General features: G+C 41.8%; 13 protein-coding genes. All 13 read left to right on the forward strand.

Annotated elements, in window-relative coordinates; all coding sequences use genetic code 11:
• Positions 1-24 precede the first annotated feature (24 nt).
• The 13 genes from kdpB to QZ407_RS14450 all read left to right on the forward strand — a co-directional run bounded on the left by kdpB (position 25) and on the right by QZ407_RS14450 (position 20,731).
• Positions 25-2,052, forward strand: a complete 2,028-nt coding sequence (gene kdpB, locus QZ407_RS14390) for a potassium-transporting ATPase subunit KdpB (protein ID WP_295772285.1) — start codon at positions 25-27, stop codon at positions 2,050-2,052.
• A gap of 11 nt (positions 2,053-2,063) precedes the next feature.
• Positions 2,064-2,621, forward strand: coding sequence for a potassium-transporting ATPase subunit KdpC (gene kdpC, locus QZ407_RS14395; RefSeq protein ID WP_295772286.1), 558 nt, complete (start codon positions 2,064-2,066; stop codon positions 2,619-2,621).
• A gap of 80 nt (positions 2,622-2,701) precedes the next feature.
• Positions 2,702-3,781 carry a porin gene (locus QZ407_RS14400; protein WP_295772287.1) on the forward strand — a complete coding sequence of 360 codons (1,080 nt, stop codon included), beginning with the start codon at positions 2,702-2,704 and terminating at the stop codon, positions 3,779-3,781.
• A 74-nt stretch (positions 3,782-3,855) separates the two neighbouring features.
• Positions 3,856-4,992, forward strand: coding sequence for a sensor protein KdpD (locus QZ407_RS14405; protein WP_295772288.1), 1,137 nt, complete (start codon positions 3,856-3,858; stop codon positions 4,990-4,992).
• Positions 4,989-6,746: an ATP-binding protein gene (locus QZ407_RS14410; protein WP_295772289.1), complete on the forward strand. Its 1,758-nt coding sequence runs from the start codon at positions 4,989-4,991 to the stop codon at positions 6,744-6,746. Before QZ407_RS14405 ends, QZ407_RS14410 begins: the two co-directional genes overlap by 4 nt.
• Before the next feature lie 262 nt (positions 6,747-7,008).
• Positions 7,009-7,590 carry an RNA polymerase sigma-70 factor gene (locus tag QZ407_RS14415; protein WP_295772290.1) on the forward strand — a complete coding sequence of 194 codons (582 nt, stop codon included), beginning with the start codon at positions 7,009-7,011 and terminating at the stop codon, positions 7,588-7,590.
• Between the two features lie 84 nt (positions 7,591-7,674).
• Complete coding sequence (locus QZ407_RS14420; protein WP_295772291.1) at positions 7,675-8,835, forward strand: FecR domain-containing protein; 1,161 nt, start codon at positions 7,675-7,677, stop codon at positions 8,833-8,835.
• Between the two features lie 60 nt (positions 8,836-8,895).
• Complete coding sequence (locus tag QZ407_RS14425) at positions 8,896-12,501, forward strand: SusC/RagA family TonB-linked outer membrane protein (protein WP_295772292.1); 3,606 nt, start codon at positions 8,896-8,898, stop codon at positions 12,499-12,501.
• A gap of 14 nt (positions 12,502-12,515) precedes the next feature.
• The gene (locus tag QZ407_RS14430) at positions 12,516-13,949 is read left to right on the forward strand and encodes a RagB/SusD family nutrient uptake outer membrane protein (RefSeq protein ID WP_295772293.1); all 1,434 of its coding nucleotides are present in this window, start codon (positions 12,516-12,518) and stop codon (positions 13,947-13,949) included.
• A gap of 20 nt (positions 13,950-13,969) precedes the next feature.
• Entirely contained in the window at positions 13,970-16,417 is a 2,448-nt protein-coding gene (locus QZ407_RS14435; RefSeq protein ID WP_295772294.1) for a zinc-dependent metalloprotease, read from the forward strand.
• 10 nt (positions 16,418-16,427) lie between these two features.
• The gene (locus QZ407_RS14440) at positions 16,428-16,952 is read left to right on the forward strand and encodes a DUF3347 domain-containing protein (RefSeq protein ID WP_295772295.1); all 525 of its coding nucleotides are present in this window, start codon (positions 16,428-16,430) and stop codon (positions 16,950-16,952) included.
• Positions 16,953-17,563: 611 nt separating this feature from the next.
• Positions 17,564-18,406 carry a DUF3347 domain-containing protein gene (locus QZ407_RS14445; RefSeq protein WP_295772296.1) on the forward strand — a complete coding sequence of 281 codons (843 nt, stop codon included), beginning with the start codon at positions 17,564-17,566 and terminating at the stop codon, positions 18,404-18,406.
• A 63-nt stretch (positions 18,407-18,469) separates the two neighbouring features.
• Positions 18,470-20,731 (forward strand): multicopper oxidase domain-containing protein, encoded by a 2,262-nt coding sequence (locus QZ407_RS14450; protein ID WP_295772297.1) that lies wholly within the window; start codon positions 18,470-18,472, stop codon positions 20,729-20,731.
• The last annotated feature ends 172 nt before the right edge of the window (positions 20,732-20,903 follow it).

Here is a 20,903-nt window from a genome sequence, read left to right on the forward strand (position 1 = left end):
TGAATGAAAAGAAGCTCTCAGATCATGAAAAATCAATCGAATAAATTATTTGAACCAGCTTTAGTAAAAACTGCGCTGCGCGAGTCATTTATAAAGCTAAACCCCCGCATTATGTTGCGTAACCCGGTAATGTTTACCGTTGAGGTTGGCACCGCCATAATGCTATACGTAACCATTTACGGCTTTATGTATAGCGGGCAAGGCAATTGGGGTTATAACTTCATCATTTTTCTTATACTGCTGCTTACCGTGCTGTTTGCAAACTTTGCCGAAGCCATTGCCGAGGCAAGAGGGAAAGCCCAAGCCGATAGTTTGCGTAAAACCCGCGAAGAAACTCCGGCAAAGGTTGTACTTGATAACGGAACAGTGGTAACAAAGTCATCCAATGAGTTAAAAAAGGGTGATGTGTTTGTATGTGAACCTGGCGATACCATACCCACTGACGGAGAAATTACCGAAGGTTTGGCAACTATTGATGAATCGGCCATTACGGGTGAATCTGCTCCGGTTATACGCGAAGCCGGCGGTGATAAGTCATCAGTAACCGGTGGTACCAAAGTTTTGTCAGACCGTATTAAAGTAGTGGTTACCACGCAGCCCGGCGAGAGTTTTTTAGACAAAATGATTGCCTTGGTTGAGGGAGCATCACGGCAGAAAACGCCTAATGAAATTGCCCTCACCATTTTGCTGGCAAGCTTTACGCTCATCTTTATAATTGTATGTGTTACGTTAAAACCCTTTGCCGGTTACGCCAACACGCCCATAACTATTGCCGCCCTTATATCGCTGTTTGTATGTTTAATACCAACCACTATTGGCGGTTTACTATCGGCCATTGGTATAGCAGGTATGGATAGGGCCTTACGTGCAAACGTAATTACCAAATCGGGTAAGGCCGTTGAAACCGCTGGTGATATTGATACACTGCTGCTTGACAAAACCGGAACCATCACAATCGGTAACCGTAAAGCCACGCAGTTTTGGCCGGCACCGGGCGTAAGTCCTGATGATTTGGTTAAAACAGCCGTTTTATCATCATTGGCCGATGAAACCCCCGAAGGAAAATCTATTGTCGAACTGGCTGCAACACATATTAAACTTCCGGCAGTACCCGAAGGCTCAGCATTCATCAAGTTTACTGCCGAAACCCGCTCAAGCGGTATTGATACGCCCGATGGTTTGCGCATACGCAAAGGTGCTTATGATGCTATGCGTAAGTTGGCCCTTAACGCAGGCCACATTATGCAAAATGCAGTTAAAGAGCGCGTTGAAGCTATATCATCAAATGGGGGTACGCCATTGGTTGTAACTCAAAATGAAGAGATAATGGGCGTAATTGAGCTACAGGATATTATTAAACCGGGCATTGCCGAGCGTTTTGAGCGCCTGCGTAAAATGGGCGTTAAAACAGTAATGGTAACAGGCGACAACCCATTAACTGCCAAATTTATTGCCGAAAAAGCCGGTGTTGATGATTTTATTGCCGAGGCCAAACCCGAAGACAAAATGAATTACATTAAACATGAGCAGGCCAGCGGTAAACTGGTAGCCATGATGGGCGATGGTACCAATGATGCCCCAGCCTTAGCCCAGGCGGATGTTGGAGTGGCCATGAACAGCGGAACACAGGCTGCTAAAGAAGCTGGCAATATGGTTGACCTTGATAACGACCCTACCAAGCTTATTGAGATTGTTGAAATTGGCAAGCAGCTGTTAATTACAAGGGGAACGCTCACCACCTTCTCCATTGCAAATGACGTAGCCAAATACTTTGCCATAGTCCCGGCTTTATTTATTGCCTCAATACCTGCCTTGCAAAGCCTAAACATTATGGGTCTGCACAGTCCAGAGAGCGCAATTTTGTCGGCCGTTATTTTCAATGCCATCATTATTCCGGTGCTTATTCCCTTAGCCTTAAAGGGTGTTGAGTACAAGCCTATTGGTGCCAGTGCGCTGCTGCGCCGCAACCTTCTAATTTATGGTTTAGGAGGCGTTATAGCACCTTTTATAGGTATTAAGCTTATTGATGTTGTTATAGCCCTGTTTTTATAAAATCAAAAGTCATGAAAAGATACATCATACAATCTATACGTTTAACCGTAGCACTTACAGCATTGCTATGCGTTTTATATCCTGTAATTGTTGCCTTTATAGGCAGGTTTTCAAACGGTGCAGGTAACGGGCAACCCATTATGGTTAACGGTAAAGTTGTTGGCTATGCCGCAATCGGGCAAAAGTTTAATAAACCGCAATATTTTTGGGGGCGACCTTCAGCCGTTGACTACAACGCGGCAGGCTCGGCAGGCTCAAACAAAGGAGCAACCAACGCCGATTATTTGAAGCAAGTGAAAGACCGGGTTGATACCTTGTTAAAATATCATCCTTACATAAAAAAAGCCGATATACCTTCAGATATGGTAACAGCATCAGGCAGTGGTCTTGATCCGGACATATCTGCCCAGGGAGCAGCCATTCAAATACAACGCGTTGCTCAGGTGCGTGGTTTAACTGTAGCCAGCGTAACTAAGCTGGTGCAAGATCATACCGAAAAACCGGTATTTGGTCCTGCGAAAGTAAACGTACTTAAGCTTAACGTAGCGCTTAATGAGCTTAAGAAATAAGCAGACACCTCAAACCTTATCACTTTACAATTATAATGTGGCTAACATAAGCCACGTATATCTATAGTCTCAACACCTCAATGAAAAAACTTTTACTGGCTGCTGCCATTTTAGGCAGCACAGCCACTTACGCACAAGATTCTGTAAAAAAGTCATCTGATCTTACTATTAGTGGTTATGCCGAACTTTACTATGGGTTTGACTTTAACAGGCCTGTAAATAATACGCGGCCTGGATTTGTGTACTCACACAATCGGCATAATGAAGTGAACCTCAACCTAGGCTTCATAAAAGCTAATTATGATAACGGTAACATAAGGGCTAATTTGGCATTAATGGCAGGTACCTATGCCAATGCCAACCTGGCTGCCGAACAAGGCGTATTAAAAAACGTTTTTGAAGCTAACGCAGGTTTAAAGCTATCAAAAACGGCAAACCTTTGGCTTGATGCTGGTGTGTTTGCGTCGCACATAGGTTTTGAAAGCGCCATATCAAAAGAATGCTGGGTACTTACGCGTAATATATCATCAGATAACACGCCTTATTATGAAACCGGTGCAAAGCTTACTTACACAACAAATAACGGAAAGCTTACCCTTACTGGCCTGTATTTAAACGGGTGGCAGCGCATTAACCGGGTTGATGGAAACAGCAAGCCGGCAGGTGGTTTGCAAGTTTATTATAAACCAACGGATAAAATTACGCTAAATTACAGTAACTACCTTGGCACCGAGGGGGCCGACTCGGTACGTGTGCGCCGTTTATACCATAACTTTTACGGAATTTTTCAGCTTACGCAAAAGCTTGGGCTTACAGCCGGCTTTGATTACGGTACCCAACAAAAAGCTAAAGACAGCAATGAGCACAGCCATATATTATCGCCGGTTGTTATTGCACGTTACCAGTTAGCTGATAAGTGGGCGGTAGCCGGAAGGTTTGAGTACTATAAAGATAAAAACGGAGCCATTATAGCCACCGGGACAACAAACGGTTTTCAAACAAAGGGGTACTCGTTAAATGTAGATTATGCGCCATTCAGTAATGCATTAATACGTTTGGAAGGTAAAGTTTACGACAGCAAGGACGACATATTTGCCAGGCATAATACCTTAACCAACCATAGTCCGCTTGTTACCACAAGTTTTGCCATATCTTTTTAAATTAGTTAGTTTTTGTAAACGGGCAGTAATGCTGCCCGTTTTTTCAGTTTACAAGGCTTTAGCTAAAACCAAATATGAGCCAGAGAGAAGAAACCAAAGACAGCTCAGTTAAAGATTTTATTGAGCTTGTAAAACGCTCGAGGCGTGGCAAGCTCAAAATTTATATTGGTATGAGTGCCGGTGTAGGTAAAACTTACCGTATGCTGCAGGAAGCGCACGCCCTTTTAAAAAACGGTATAGATATACAAATTGGTTACATTGAAACTCATATGCGGGCCGAAACGCATGCCCTTTTAAATGGAATACCTTTAATACCACGCCGCACCACATTTTATAAAGGAAAGGAGCTGGAAGAAATGGACCTGCAAAGCATTTTAAACCGGCACCCCGAAGTGGTTATTGTGGATGAACTTGCGCACACTAATATTGAGGGAAGCAAAAACGCCAAACGGTGGCAGGATGTAACTGATATACTTGATGCCGGTATAAGTGTAATTACGGCGGTAAACATTCAGCACTTAGAAAGCCTTAACGAAGAGGTTGAAAATATTACCGGCATAGCCATTACCGAACGCATACCCGATAAGGTTTTGGAAATGGCCGATGAAATTGTGAACATTGACCTCACCGCCGATGAGTTGATTGAACGCTTAAAGGCGGGAAAAATTTATGATAAGGCCAAGGTTGAGCGGGCACTTGAAAACTTTTTTAGAAATGAAAAAATACTGCAGCTGCGTGAGCTGGCGCTAAAAGAGGTTGCGCATCATCTTGAACGGAAGATTGATATTGAAATACCAAAGCAGATTAAATTGCGGCCCGAAAAGTTTCTGGCCTGTATATCGTCCAACCATGAAACGGCTAAGGTTGTAATTCGTAAAACGGCGCGGCTGGCATCTTACTACCGCTCACCCTGGTTGGTTTTATATGTACAAAGCAGCAATGAAAGCATGGATAAAATAAAGCTTGATAAGCAGCGGCATCTCATCAATAATTTTAAGCTGGCCACAGAGTTGGGTGCCGAGTTGCTTAAAGTTAAAAGCGATAACATTGCTCAAACTATTATGAAGATAACTGAAGAGCGCGAAATTACAACCATATGCATTGGAAAGCCGCACCTTAACCTGTTTCAGGTTATATTGCGCACCGCTATATTTAACCAGCTGCTTACCAAAATTGCTACTACAGAAACTGACTTAGTGATACTGTCATGAAAATAAAAACCAAACTCCGCATAGGCTTCGGCTTCCTGTTTGCCGTTGTACTGTTTTTTGGAGCGCTTTCTTTATTTTATATTAATGAAATAGCCAAAAGCTCACGCGTAATACTAAAAGATAATTACGAAAGCCTTAGGTATGTACGCGAAATGCGGAAGATTTTAGATGCAAACGTGTTCCCTCTGCAGCAAAAAGAAATTGATGCATTTAAAAACCATCTTGCAAAAGAAGAAGCCAATATTACCGAACCAGGCGAAAAGTATGCAGTAAAGAAGCTGACAGAGGCTTTTGTTTTGTTAGGAACACCCGGTAAGCCAGCTCAAAACTATGTTGATGCTTTAATGCAGGTACGATCGGTTTTGCTTGAAATTGAGGATGTGAATATGCAGGCTATTGTGAAAAAAAACGATGCTGCGCAGGCGTCCGTTAAAAAAACCTCATTATTGCTGGGTTTGGCAGGCACGTTCACCTTTTTAGTGCTATTTAGTTTCAGTGTTAATTTTCCTACGTTTATTTCTGAGCCGTTGAGAAAGCTGCAGGAAGGTATTGCTGAAATAAGCAGACAAAATTATAGCGCCCGACTTGATTTACCTCAGAACGATGAGTTTGCAGAACTTGCCAGTGCTTTCAACAGCATGGCAACGCGGCTTAAAGAATGGGAAAACAGCAATTTGGCCAATGTACTATCTGACAAAAGGCGCATTGAGGCCATTATTGAACAAATGACCGATGCCATAATTGGTGTTGATGAAAAACGAGAAGTACTGTTTCTTAATTCATCTGCCAAAGACATCTTAAATTTAGGCAGTAAACAGCCCGAAGGTCAGAATATTGATTATTTAAGTAAAGGGAATGATTTGCTGAAGAGCATTGTAGAGCAGCATGCAGACGGGAAGACATTTAAGATTGTAGTTAACGGTAAGGAGTCGCACTTCAGGCTTGAAACAAGGGAAATTAGTGTGCCGAACATGAATTTGCAATCATCAGAAGCATTAGCAGTTGCCAGCAAACCTGCCGGTAAAGTTTACATACTCGAAAACATTACAGAGTTTAAAGAACGCGATTTAGCTAAAACCAACTTTATTGCCACTATATCACACGAACTTAAAACACCAATATCATCAATAAAAATGAGCCTTAAGCTGTTGAATGATGAGCGCGTTGGAAAGCTCAATACCGAGCAGCAACAATTAATGGAACATATTGGCGAAGATAGCGCACGGTTGCTTAAAATTACCAGCGAGCTGTTAGAGCTTTCACAGGTGGAAACAGGCAATATACAATTGAACTATGTGCCGGCTGAACCAATTCAAATTGTAAACTATGCAGTTGATGCTGTAAAGTTTCAGGCCGGGCAAAAACAGGTTGAAATTGAAGTGAAAAGCGATGCTGATATGCCTAATGTACAGGTTGATGTTGAAAAGACGGCATGGGTACTTGTCAATTTCCTTTCTAACGCACTCCGCTATAGTTCCGAAAAATCAAAGGTTGTTATTGAGTTGAAGAAGTATGCAGGCAGGGTTGAGTTTTCGGTAAAGGATTTTGGTAAAGGTATTGATGAACAGTTCCAAAAGCGATTGTTCGACCGGTACTTTCAGGTTCCAACCGATGGGCAAAACAAGTCGGGGTCGGGGCTTGGGCTGGCCATTTCAAAAGATTTTATTGAAGTGCAGCAGGGAAAAATAGGTTTGGAAAGTGCCTTAGGCGAAGGAAGCAGGTTCTTTTTCATTCTTCCGGCTGTTGAGGCATAAAGTAAAACCTCCTTATAAGTATTGATAATAAAAACCGCCTGCAATTCTTTGTCGGCGGTTTTGCTTTCACAAAAACTTTAACATTATAAATCATTCCAATTAACCACGCTTTACTGCACATTTCATAGCTGTAGGTAGTCTCTTATTAGCAGATTTCTAATTTTTAACACAAAATACATATCTTAGCTAATTAGCTGCAGATGTTGATCTGCATGCGGGTTAGTTAACAAAGTCTGTTTTAATCTTCATTATTGGCGTTGGTTTGGAAGCCGGGCATGAGCAAATTATACGGTTATTAAAGGAAGGAGATACTGCTGCTTTTGGTCAGGTTTATGATCAATACAGTGGAATGCTGCTGGCCAAAATATTGCGTATGGTGAAAGATACCAGTGCCGCCGAAGAACTTTTGCAAGACGTTTTTTTAAAAGTTTGGAGTAACAGGGAGAAAATAGACGCCAATCAATCTTTTAAACCCTGGTTGTATGCAATTGCCATAAACGGGGTGTATGATTACTACCGCAAGCTATCTCGTGATGCCCGTTTACAGGAAGAAATGATAAATCGTTTCGAAGAGTTTTACAATTCGGCAGATGATGACGGAATTTTTGAAAAAAGACGCGAACTTTTAGACCAGGCACTTCAAAAACTGCCCCCACAGCGCCTTGCTGTGTTTAAACTTTGCCGTATTGAAGGTAAAAGTTACCAGGAAGCTGCTTTAGAGTTGGGCATAAGTGCATCAACCGTAAGTAATCAGCTTGTTCAGGCTACCAAAACTATTAAAGAATACATCTTTAATTCAAAAACACTAATGTTCCTGCTTATATCGTGGGTATTTAAAACATAAATTTAAAATTGTTTTAATTTATTTAAAAAAATCTTGCAATTGAATAGTGTGTTTTTTGATTCTGTGCGTATTAGCAAGTGATTTATGAGTAATGCGGAAAATATAAGGCAGGTTTACCAGCGGTTTTTACAAAACGAAGCAACCCGTGACGAGCTTCAGCAACTTTTTAATCTTATTGATAAAAGTACTGAACAAGAGCTAAAGGACCTGCTTGGTGCTGCTATTGGTGATTACGTTAATGAAGACGCCGCACTGCAACATATTGCCTTACTTAAAAAGGTACGCTCAAGGGTAATGCATTTTGCAGGTGCTGATGCTACCCCTGTTATTGAACTTAAGCCTCGCAAACGCACTGTATGGTACGCAGCGGCCAGTGTTGCTCTTGTTGCCGGTATAGCAGGTTTATTATTGCTTAATAAACCAAAACCAACACAACACTCAACTGATATATTGCCTGGTGGTAATATTGCCATGCTTACCGTTGGCGGTAATGATACCCTTGATTTACAAAATAGTACAGCTGGTGGCATAATTAAAAAAACTGCCGGCGTAACCATTAGTAAAACCAGCAATGGTACAATTACCTACACAGCCTATGGTAATGATACGGTTGCGCTCAATAAAACCAATACTTTAATTACTCCACGCGGCGGTCAATATCATGTACGGCTTAGCGATGGTACCGAAGTGCTGCTTAACTCCGAATCAAGGCTGGAGTTTCCGGTTGGTTTTACCGGTAACGAGCGCAAGGTGGTGCTTAGCGGCGAAGCGTATTTTGAGGTTGCCAAAAATAAGTTAAAGCCGTTTATTGTTTCTACAGGCAAGCAGGAGGTTGAGGTTTTGGGCACCAAATTTAACATTAGCAATTTTGCAGAAGATGAAGGTACACTAACCACGCTTAATGAAGGCAGCGTAAAAGTAACAGGTGCCGGAGTAACTACCGTTTTAAAACCCGGTCAGCAAAGCCGTGCCACTGAGGCCGGCATCACCGTTGCCGATGTTGACACCGATTTGTATAGCGCCTGGAAAGGCGGCGAATTTGTGTTTGAAGATGCATCGCTGGATTTAGTAATGCACAAACTATCACGTTGGTACAACTTTGAAACAGACTACAGCAAACTTCCCCCTAAAAAATTATATATGAGAATCAGCCGGCAGGTTAACCTCTCAGAGGTGCTTGGCATGATTACAACAACAAGCGGCATTAAGTTCAGGATTGACGAAAGGAGGGTTACGGTTATGTAGCGCCTGCAACTTAATACAATTTTACTCTCCTTAACACTATTAACATCCTAATTAAAACTAATGATTTTTTTTACCCAAAAGCATCGGGGTACACCCTTCCTATGCCCCGCCAAAAGTAAATTCAGCGTACTGCTCCTGTGCTTCGGAGTCCTGTTTTCATTACAGGTATTTGCACAAAAAATCAGCGTTGACTACAAAAACGTTCCATTTGCAAAAGCAATTGCCGATTTTTCAAAGAAAAGCGGTTACCAGTTTGTTTACGATGCATCCTTTTTAAAAAATGCATCGCCGGTAACATTAACAGCAAGCAACGTTAATTTTAGCGAGCTGGTACCACGCCTGTTTGCAGGCCAGCCTTTTACTTATGAAGTAAATAAAAAAATTATCGTCATTAAGGCCCGCCCGCAACTGGTTAACCCCATACAGGTAAGCGGTAAAGTTATTGATACATTAGGTATGCCTTTGCCAGGCATTGATGTACAAGTTAAAGGCGAAACAGCAATTACCAAAACGGCTAATAACGGTACATTCACTATTCCGTCTTTTACCACTAATCCAGTAATTGTTACCCGTAGTATGGGTTACACATTGAAGGAAACGCCACTTGCTAACGTAAAATCGGCTGATTTAATCAGTATTGTGATGATTGCGAGCAACGCCAACCTTAAAGAAGTAGTTGTTACCGGTTACCAGACACTTTTAAAAGAGCGTAGCACTGCGGCTGTTGTTAAAATAGATTCGGCAACGTTAAACCAGCAGCTTAATCCTAATTTAGCTTCTGCGTTGGAAGGTAGGGTTGCAGGTTTACGCTTTAGCCCCGGCAGTAATGATTTAGAGTTACGCGGACCGGCTACATTTCAGTCGTTTACCATTGGTACTTACCCGTTAGTGGTAATTGATGGGTTACCAACCAACTTGCGCATTGAAGAAGTTAACCCTTATGACATTGCATCAGTCTATGTTTTAAAGGATGCTGCGGCATCCTCCATATACGGTTCAAAATCAGCCAACGGTGTAATTGTATTAACCACCAAGTCAGGTGCAAAAGGCAGCGTGAGCATTAACGCCAATGCCGATTATTTTGTAACCACCAAACCTGATCTGGATAAAATGCATTATGCAAGCACCAGCCAGATCATTGACTACGAAACCGCTAAATACAAAAGCGAATTATTAAATTTTGCCAATCCGGCAACCATGTTCGCTTCATATGGCGATGTAGGTGTTGGTAATATCAAATACTATTCGCCATTATATCAGCTTTACCGCTCACAGTCTGAAGGTAAACTTACTGCCGACCAGGTAAACAATACTTTGAACAGTTGGCGTAACAACGACTATATCAGAGATTACGCCAATAACGTTTGGCAAAATGAGACACGCAATCGCTACAATTTGTCATTAAGCTCGGGTTCGGCCAAAAGCAACACCTTTGTGTCTTTAAATTATGATGAAAGTGCCATGCGAATAAAAGATAACAACAGCAAGGCGCTCACCATGTATTTAAAAAACACATTTGATTTTAATAAATGGCTAACGGCATCTGTAGGCTTAAATGGAAGATACACCAATTCAAATGCTACTGATAACACTTTTAGTAACTATGATTTACAAGAGCGTTATGCGCGCATTGTTGATGAAAACGGAAATCTTGTTTATTCTGATTATGCAAACGTGAATGATGGTTTTTCGAGTGGAGGTTTAATCAATGGTCAGGTTGCTTCAAAACTTTCAACTAACCCCGATTTTAAATCATATAAGTTTAACGTATTAAATGAGCTTCAAAACGGTATTACCAACACCAAAGCTTACAACCTGCGTGCATTCACCAGCCTGCGTGCTAAGCTGTTAAGAGGTCTGAACTACGAAATATCATTCCAGTACGAAACCAGTAACAGAAACGTAGAGCAGTTTTATGATCAGGAATCGTACAAAATGCGCTTTTTGTATAACGTAATGACTACGTTTAATACAGCCTCCAATAAGTTTGAACACAACGTAATTTCAAACGGCGGGCGCTTATTACAACAAAACGCACGTTCTTACAACTACACCTTCAGGCAGCAGTTGAATTTTGACCGCACTTTCAAAACCGGCAATTTGAACCATAATATAGTTGCTATTGGTGGTTTTGAAGCCCGTCAAAATGAAAGTCCTTTGTTTATAAACGATATCAGATATAGTTATGATCCTCAATTGCTGTCTTCGCAGCCTATGGATTTCAAAACTTTGAGCACAACGGGCATTACCAGTTATTTATATGGCCGCCGTACCATGAGCGGTAACAACGCATCGCTCGAAAACCCGTTAAACCGTTACGTTTCTATTTACGGTAACGCGGCTTATACTTTGAATGATAAGTATAACCTTACCGGTAGCGTGCGTATAGATCAGGCCAGCTTTTTTGGTTTAGATCCTGAGTATCGTTGGAAGCCAATATGGTCTGTAGGTGGTGGCTGGAACTTGAGCAACGAGGAGTTTATGAAAGACGTTGACTGGGTTGATTATATAAAAGCCCGTATAACATATGGTATCAATGGTAACTCCGATTTAACCTCATCGCCTTACGCAACCGCTACTTACCGTAACGATAACCTTTACCCGGCTTTGGTTTACACCAACATTTCGGCGTTCCCTAATCCTAAACTAAGGTGGGAAAAAGTAACGACCACCAACGTTGGGTTCGAATTTTCGATGTTCAAAAACTTACTTAGAGGTAGCATCGATTTGTATAACCGCTACAGTTCAGATTTATTGACCAATAATGATCTGGACCCAACCGTTGGTTTAAAATCACGTGTTATTAACAACGGCAATATGCGCAACCGCGGTATTGAGGTGAGCTTAAGTTCAGACTGGTTTAAAAACAAAGACTTTACACTGGGTTCAACCGTAGTTTATGCTTATAATAAAAACACCATTATTGACGTAAATAACAGCAGCACCAGTGCTTTCAACTATATCTCTGCTCCAACAAACTATTATTTCGCCAATACATCTTTCCAAACTATGTATGCCTACAAATATGGCGGCATGGTTAATGGGTATCCATATTTTTTAGATCAAAACGGCAATCCTAACGTAACGTTTGATGCAAATGGTACGCCTACCGGTGTAGTAGCTATAAACTCACCGGCTGCATTGGTGCCCGTAGGTAAACTACTGCCATCATTTAATGGTTCATTTTCGCAACGCATCCGCTACAAAAATCTGCAGTTAAATATGTTGTTTGTTTATTCGGGCGGCAATAACTTGCGTAAAGAGGTAGTGCCTTTAGACCCAATTGCAAACAATGTATTCAACGAAGGTATTGGCCAGTTATACACAAACGGATTTACTGATAGGCCGCGTTTGTATTTTGAATATCCTAACGCCATTAAAAACTACGCAAGTACACTAAGTAGCAACTGGCGCTATGGCGATAACCAGATACTAAGCGCTGATTATATAAAACTGCGCAATATTTCGCTATCATATAACATTCAAGGCGACTTTTTGAAGCGCATACATATGACCAACCTGCGTTTAACTGCACAGGCTAATAACCTTGTGTATTGGAGCAAAGCCGGCAATGATATTGATCCTGAAGCATACAGCCTTAACAGCGGTACCCGCAGTTTAACAATTCCTAAATCGTTTTTATTTGGTTTAAGTGTCGGATTTTAATAATGCAGTTTATCATGAAATTAAGAACATACATAACGCTTGCCTTAGTTACTTTATTTACCCTGCCTGCGTGCAATAAATATTTGGATATAGTGCCTAAGGCAAAAACGGTAATCTCATCAACTGAAGATTACTATAAATTGATTTCTTTACCAAACAGAGGATATTATACCGGTAATTTTACTTACCTCAGCGATGATTTCTGGATTCGTGAATCATACGTAATAGGTTTGCCAAAAAACATGGACATCATCAACTTCACATTTGATGAGCAAGTCAACCGCCCTGAATACTTAACCTCAAGTAACTATTACAACCAGATATATACTTACATAAACCGCTGGAATATGGTGCTGTCGTTAATTGACGATACTAATGGCGATGCATCGATAAAAACCTTGGCCAAAGCTGAAGCTAAGGTTTTGAGGGCTTTTGATTATTTCATGCTTATTAACGTTTACTCGAAATCATACGACCCGGCAACAGCCGCAACTGACGGTGGTGTGATCATCATGGATAAATATGATCTGGAGGCAAAAAAAGCAAAATCGAGCGTTGAAGAAGTTTATAAGTTTATACAAAACGATCTTGATGAGGCCTTGCCTTATTTGCAGGAAAAGCCTCTAGACGTGTATCATCCATCACTGGCATTTGCTTATGCTTTAAAGACCAAGGTGCATTTATTTAAGCGCGAGTATGCCCAGGCTAAGGCGGCTGCTCAAAAGTCATTAAGTTATAACGGGCAGATATTTGACCTGGTTAAATATACAGCTCAGGGTGGTCCAAACGTGTTGTCGGTTCCGGCTGCTGATAACCCAGAGGTACTTAGTTATGCTTATGTAAGTGGGGTAACTGAAATGAACTTTGCTTACACAAATTTAATGAGCCCTGAACTTAGAAGCTTATTCAACACCACTGATTCCCGTTACAACCTGTTCTTTACCAGTGGTCCAAACTCCAATATTGATGCAGGTTCAGGTACTGCTTACTGGAATGTGCCTTATACGAAGTTTTTTTACCCTACAGTAGGCATGAAAACTACCGAGGTTTACTTAATGCTGGCCGAAATATATGCCCGTGAAGGTAATTACACCGAGGCCATGAGCATTATTAACAATTTGCGTTCAAAACGTATAACCAACCCTGCCCAAGCGCAACTTGCGGTGCCAGCCACCACAAAAGCCACCATGGATATTATTATACAGGAGCGCCGTAAGGAGTTAATGTTTGGCGTTAACCGATTCTTCGACCTTAAGCGATTTAATTTGGAGCCCGATTACGCCAAAACGTTGGTACATACATTCCCTATTGTAAACAAAACGGTACCGCAAGTAACGTATACCTTAAAGCCAAATTCGCGTATGTACATTATTCCGTTTGCGCAGGATGTGCTTAAGCTTAACCCGTTGCTTACACTAAACACCAACGAAACTGTACCATTCAGATAAGCAATCTATTTTAATATTATATGAAGTATGTGATGATGTATGGCCTTTTGCTGTGCGGTTTTGCTGCCTTTGCGCAAAAGGCTGTACCCACCCCGGCAAAAACCGATACAGTGAAAAAGCCAGTTGCTGTGCAGCCGTACAGTAAGATAGTGCCGGCAAGTGCCCGCAAGCAACATGGTGTATTTACCGTGGTTTATAATGATAACAAGTATTATTTTGAAATACCCGACTCGTTGTTTAATCGCTACTTTTTGGTTGTAACCCGTTATGCAGGCACCCCATCGGGCAATGTAAGCATGGGCGGCGAGGCCACTAACGAGCAAACGATTTACTTTGAAAAAGCACCGGGCAATAAAGTATTCATGCGGGGTGTGGTTTACCGTAATGATAGTGCAGATAGTACACAGGCTATTTACAAATCGTTAAAGGTATCAAACGTAAACCCAATAGCAGCTGCGTTTGATATCAAGGCAGTTAATACTGCTGATAAACGCACGGTGATTGACGTAACCGATTTGTTTAAAAAAGATAATCCGGTAATGAGTATCAGTACCAGAGATAAAGGTATATCTAAAGCGGGCAGTATTGCTGACGACCGTTCGTTTATTGAAAAGATCGCTGCTTATCCACTAAATATTGAGGTTCGAACTACCAAAACTTACACATCAACATCATCATCACTTTATGCTGCGCAGGTAGCGGGAGCCATTACTTATAGCTTTAACGTATCAATGGTGTTGTTGCCTAAAGTGCCTATGAAAAAGCGCTTTTTTGATGAGCGTGTAGGTTACTTTGCTAATCGCTTTACCCTGTTTAACGAAAACAGCCAGCGCACCCAAACGCAGGATTATATCCAGCGTTACCGTTTGGAACCTAAACCCGAAGATGTAGATAAATACAACAAAGGGATTTTGGTAGAGCCTCAAAAGCCTATTGTATATTACATTGATCCGGCTACGCCAAAAAAATGGCGTCCATACCTTATTGCCGGTGTAAATGATTGGCAAAAGGCCTTTGAAAAAGCAGGCTTCAAAAATGCCATTATGGCTAAAGAATGGCCTCAAGGTGATAGCACTATGAGTTTGGAGGATGCCCGTTTTTCGGTAATCAGGTATATGGCATCAGAAACACCTAATGCATACGGTCCGCGTATAAGTGACCCGCGCAGCGGCGAAATTATGGAGAGCCACGTGGTTTGGTATCACAATGTAATGAAACTGGTGCACAACTGGTATATGATACAGGCAGGAGCTATTGATCCGCGTGCCCGTAAAATGGAGTTTGATGATGAACTAATGGGTGAGCTGATCCGTTTTGTGTCATCGCATGAAATTGGTCACACCATAGGCCTGAGGCACAACATGGGCGCTAGCAGCCAAACCCCGGTTGAAAAGCTGCGCGACAAAAAATGGGTGGAAGCCAATGGCCATACCGTATCAATTATGGATTATGCGCGCTTTAACTATGTTGCACAGCCTGAAGATCACATTAGCAAAGCAGGTATATATCCGCGCATCGGTGCTTATGATAAGTGGGCCATTCAGTGGGGCTATAAAGTTTTTCCGGGTAATCAAAACGAGGAGCAGGAACATAAGTTGCTAAACAAGCTGGCGGTTGACAGTTTAGGACGTAACCCGCGCCTGTGGTTTGGCGGCGAAGGAAAAAATGAAGATCCGCGCAGCCAGGCCGAAGACTTGAGTGATAACGTAATGCGCGCTAACGAATACGGCATAAAAAACCTGAAAAGAGTAGTAGCCATGCTGCCGCAATGGACGCGTGAAGAAGGCGACCAGTATGATAATTTAAAAGAGCTGCATAAATCTGCAGTTGGTCAGTTTTCACGATACCTCGATCATGTGGCTAAAAACATAGTTGGCAGGTACATCACCTCTAAAAGTGTGGAACAAAGCGGCCCGGTTTACACCTCAATACCTAAGCAACGTACTAAGGACGCCATAAGGTTTATAGGCCGTAATGTATTTGAGGCACCGTTGTGGTTATACCCTGATAACATTACCGATAAACTGGGCACCAAAGTAACCGATGATATCCTTGACCAGCAAAGCAGGTTTATTAACACGCTTATAGCGCCAACATACTTATACAATATGCACAATATGGAGCTTACCACGCGTAAAAATTATCCGGTAGCAGAGTACCTGAATGATATTAAGCGTGAGGTGTGGAAGCCATTTGGCAAAAATGAACTGGCCAACAGCATGAGGCGTAGTTTACAGCGCTCATATGTAGAGAAGCTGCAGTTTATCATTAACCCTAAACAGGTTAAAGAGGGCTGGATAAAATCAAACGCCCAGCGCGATGATACCCGCCTCATTGTAATTGAGCATACTAAGCGTTTGCGTGCCGAAGTACGCACTATGGCTGCACAAAGTCCTAAATACGCAGCCCATTACAATGATATTGTGCACGAGATAAACAAGATACTTCACGAACAAAGTAAACTTTAAATAATACGCTATGAAAATATTAAAAGTGTTAACCATCGCAATAATGGTATTGGCCGGCAAGGTTGCCTTTGCACAGCAAGACAGTACATTGGCCCAACGCGACTCTGCAATTTCGCGCCGTAATGACACAGCCCTGCCAGCCTACCTGGCTGTGAAAGACGGGTTGGTTAAATCAGACTCGGTAGGTGTTGCTGCTGCTGCCCAAAAATTTGCCGATGAATTAATCAAAGTAAGGTTTCGCACACACGTACTGGAGAACTTAATGGCTTTGAAAAAATTGCGTACCGATATTATTGACGAAGCCAAAGCCATAGCTGCTACAAAGAACATTAACGAGCAGCGCAAGCATTTTGCTAACGTATCAAAAGGGTTTTGGGAGCTGGCCGGTAAATACCGTTTTATCAAAGAAACCAAAATATACTATCAGCAATGCCCAATGACGGGCGTAACATGGGTGAGTAACAGCAAAGAAATTAAAAACCCATATTATCCAAAAAACATGCTTACCTGCGGCGAGGTAAAAGCACAACTGTAAAACATTTTAGCCGCTACCAATCTTCATTCGTTCTTTATTTTTGAGTTAGTTATATAGTTATCAAGGCATCTTGTTGAAGAGGATGCCTTGTTTATTAAAAAAGACATTGAGTATACTATCAAAAGGCAGCAATCGTTAACTTTGTAATGTTGGAAAGCAGGAATATATATACGTTTATGCTGATAATAGCTAGCCTGGTATTTTTTTTAATGCCTGCGCAAACTCATGCCTGTTCTTCCACCAGCGCGCACAGCAAAAGCCAGTTATGCAAAATGAAGGCAGGTAAGCATGGTGCGCAAAGCAATTGCTGTAAAAGCAAGAAGCCGCATAGCAAGCAATGCGATGGCAAATGTAAAAGTTGCGTTTGCAGTAATGCTGTGGGTTCCCATCCAAGTTTGTTGGCCGGTACATCTCAAAGTAAAGTTCATCCATTTGCAAGCCTTAATAAGCAAGTATTTGGTTATACGTCATTTTATTTCTCCTCGGGCTACATTTCTGTGTGGTTACCGCCCAAAATAAGCTGAATTTATGGCTTAACAGCCATAGGTGTGTCTTAATAGTAAGGAGCAACGCAGCTTCTTTATATTCTTATTCAGCTTTAAAATTCCAAAATGAAATTAGTATTAAAATTGGTAGTGCTTGCTGTATTGCTGGCTACCCAAACTATAAACGCGCAAATTAAAAATTCAAAAACCGTAAGCGTTAAAGTATATGGCAATTGTGAAATGTGTCAATCGGCTATTGAAAAAGCCGGGAGCCAGAGAAACGTTGCCACCGTAAACTGGAACAAGGATACCAAAATGGCTACGCTTAATTATGATAGCCAAAAAACCGGTACTGATGATATACTTAAGCGCATTGCCCTTGCAGGTTATGACAGTGAAACCTTTTTAGCGCCTGATGATGTTTATGCAAAACTGCCCGAATGCTGCCAGTATAACCGCGATTTAAAACCTGCTGCCGGCGAAAATAAACTTGCCGGTGAGGCATATGCAAATCATAATGCAGCTCAGCAAAAGGGGCAATTACAACTGCTGTTAGATAACTATTTTACTTTAAAAGACGCTTTGGCAAATACTGATGCCGTTGCGGCTGCTCAAAAAGCCTCAGTAATGAGTGTTGCAGCAAAGACTGTGGATATGGGCAAACTTAATGCTAAGGAACACAACGCGTGGATGAAAACAATGAAAGATATAGCTGCCGGTGCCGAGGCTATATCAGCTTCAAAAGATATAGCTAAGCAACGTTCGGCATTTATCACCCTCTCTGCCAATATTTATGAGCTGGCCAAGGCAACCGAAAACAACCAGGCACTATACTACCAGCATTGCCCTATGTTTAACAGTGGTAAAGGCGCTAACTGGTTAAGTAAAGAAGAGGAAATAAAAAACCCTTACTACGGTTCGCAAATGCTCAACTGTGGTTCGGTACAGGATACTATTGGCGGTAAATAAGCCTTGCGTTCAGCAATAAGGTACATGGATGTAAAAAGGCATCCAACAGCAAAGCACTCAAAAATGATCAGATATAAATTAGTAACTAAAGTGGTGTTACAGGCAGTTATGCTGCTGGTAACACCATATGTATATGCTCAAAAGGTTGTACGTTATAACTTAACGGTAACCGACACTATGGTTAACTATGCAGGTAAGGCCAAACGGGCCATTGCAGTTAACGGGCAAATACCCATGCCCACCCTTACATTCACAGAAGGCGACACTGCCGAGATAGTGGTACATAACAAGCTTCAGGAAAATACATCACTCCATTGGCATGGCATCTTTCTTCCAAACAAGGAGGATGGGGTGCCCTTTCTTACCCAGCACCCTATTAAGCCGGGTGCGGTTTATTCTTACCGGTTTCCTGTCATACAAAGTGGTACACACTGGTATCATTCACATTCGGGCTTGCAGGAGCAAATTGGCATGTACGGCAGCCTTATTTTAAAGAAACGTGCTGATGATAAAACCTTTCGTAAAGGAATAGATGATTTACCCGCGGTGCCTTTAATTTTAAGCGAGTGGACAAACCTTAACCCTAATAACATTGACCGTATGCTGCACAATGCTAACGATTGGGCTGCTATTAAAAAAGGTGCAACACAATCATACGCAGAAGCTATACGGGAAGGGAAACTTGGGGTTAAAGTGAAAAATGAATGGAAACGCATGACGGCCATGGATGTGAGTGATGTGTACTATGATAAAATACTTATTAACGGCAGCCATGCCACCGATTTGAAAAGTGTTGAAGGAAAGAACCTTAAGGCTGGCGATAAGGTGCGGCTGCGTATCTCAAACGGCGGGGCATCTTCATACTTCTGGCTGCGTTATGCAGGTGGAAAAATGACAGTTGTAGCCAGTGATGGTAACGATGTTGAGCCTGTTGAGGTTGACCGTTTAATTATTGCCGTATCTGAAACTTATGATGTTGTAGTAACCATACCGCAGCAAGGGCTGGCTTACGAATTTTTAGCCACCACAGAAGATCGTACCCAATCGGCCAGTTACTACGTTGGCAACGGTATCAGGCAGCTTATTTCACCGCTTCCGCGCCTTAAATATTTTGAGGGCATGAAGATGATGAACGACATGATGAAAATGAACGGCGACCTTGATGATATGGGCATGAACATGAGCCTAAATAAAATGGACATGAACGTGGTAATGTACCCGGAGATAACCGGAGAGGCAGGTAAAAAACAAGCCCATAAAGGTATGGATATGGACAAAGATCCAAACCGTTACAATGCCAATGCACTTGCCAGTATTATTACGCTTAATTATGCCATGCTCAAATCGCCGGTCAAAACCACGCTGCCGCCTAATGCCGCTATCAGAAATTTAAAGTTTACCCTAACCGGAAACATGAACCGTTATGTGTGGAGCATGGACAACAGGGTACTATCTGAAAGTGATAAAATTCCGGTTAAAAAGGGTGAGGTACTGCGTATAACGTTGTATAATAACTCGATGATGCGCCATCCTATGCATTTGCACGGGTTTGATTTCAGACTTTTGAACGGTAAAGGTGATAAAGCACCGCTTAAGAATGTTGTAGACATAATGCCAATGGAAACCGACACCATTGAGTTTGCTGCCAATACCGAGGGCGACTGGTTTTTTCATTGCCATATTTTATATCACATGATGGCCGGAATGGACCGTGTTTTTGCGGTAGGCGACTATAAAAATCCATATCTTACCGATAAAGCCGAGGCGTATAAAATGCTGCAAAAGGAAAGTAACATGGCTCATTTTATGGCACAAAATGATTTTGCTACCAACGGTAATGACGGTGAGGCTATGTTTCAAAACACGCGTTGGTCGGTAGGTACGGAGTGGCGCCTGGGTTATAATGACATGCATGGTTATGAGGTGGAAACACATGTAGGGCGCTATATTGGCAAAATGCAATGGCTTATGCCATTTATAGGGTTTGATTGGAGGTACCGCCGTATGGGTATGGACGAGCATGAAAGTAACATATTTGGGCAAACCAACACAAAGGATAACCGCAGCGCTTTCAGCGTTGGTGTGATGTATACCTTGCCAATGCTAATCAATTTCCAATCTGAAATTTACCATGACGGCATAGTACGCTTGTCACTGATGCGTGAAGACATTCCGGTTTCAAAAAGATTACGTGCTGGCTTTATGCTTAACACCGATCGTGAATACATGGCCGATTTACGTTATGTAGTAAATAAAAACGTGGGCGTACGTACGCACTATGATAGTGATATGGGCTGGGGAATTGGCTTGTCGCTTAATTATTAGTATTTATAAACTGATGCATTTTTAGTATTGCATTGTTCTGTTAAACGCCATATATATGCTTTTAAGTGCTATATATGGCGTTTTTTATTTCCATAACTACCTTTAAAATAAAATCATATCACTTTGTGTAAAAAAATAAACTTAAACTTATATTTGCACTTTAAAGTTAAAC

It is taken from the genome of uncultured Mucilaginibacter sp. (assembly GCF_913773635.1).
Taxonomy (GTDB): domain Bacteria; phylum Bacteroidota; class Bacteroidia; order Sphingobacteriales; family Sphingobacteriaceae; genus Mucilaginibacter.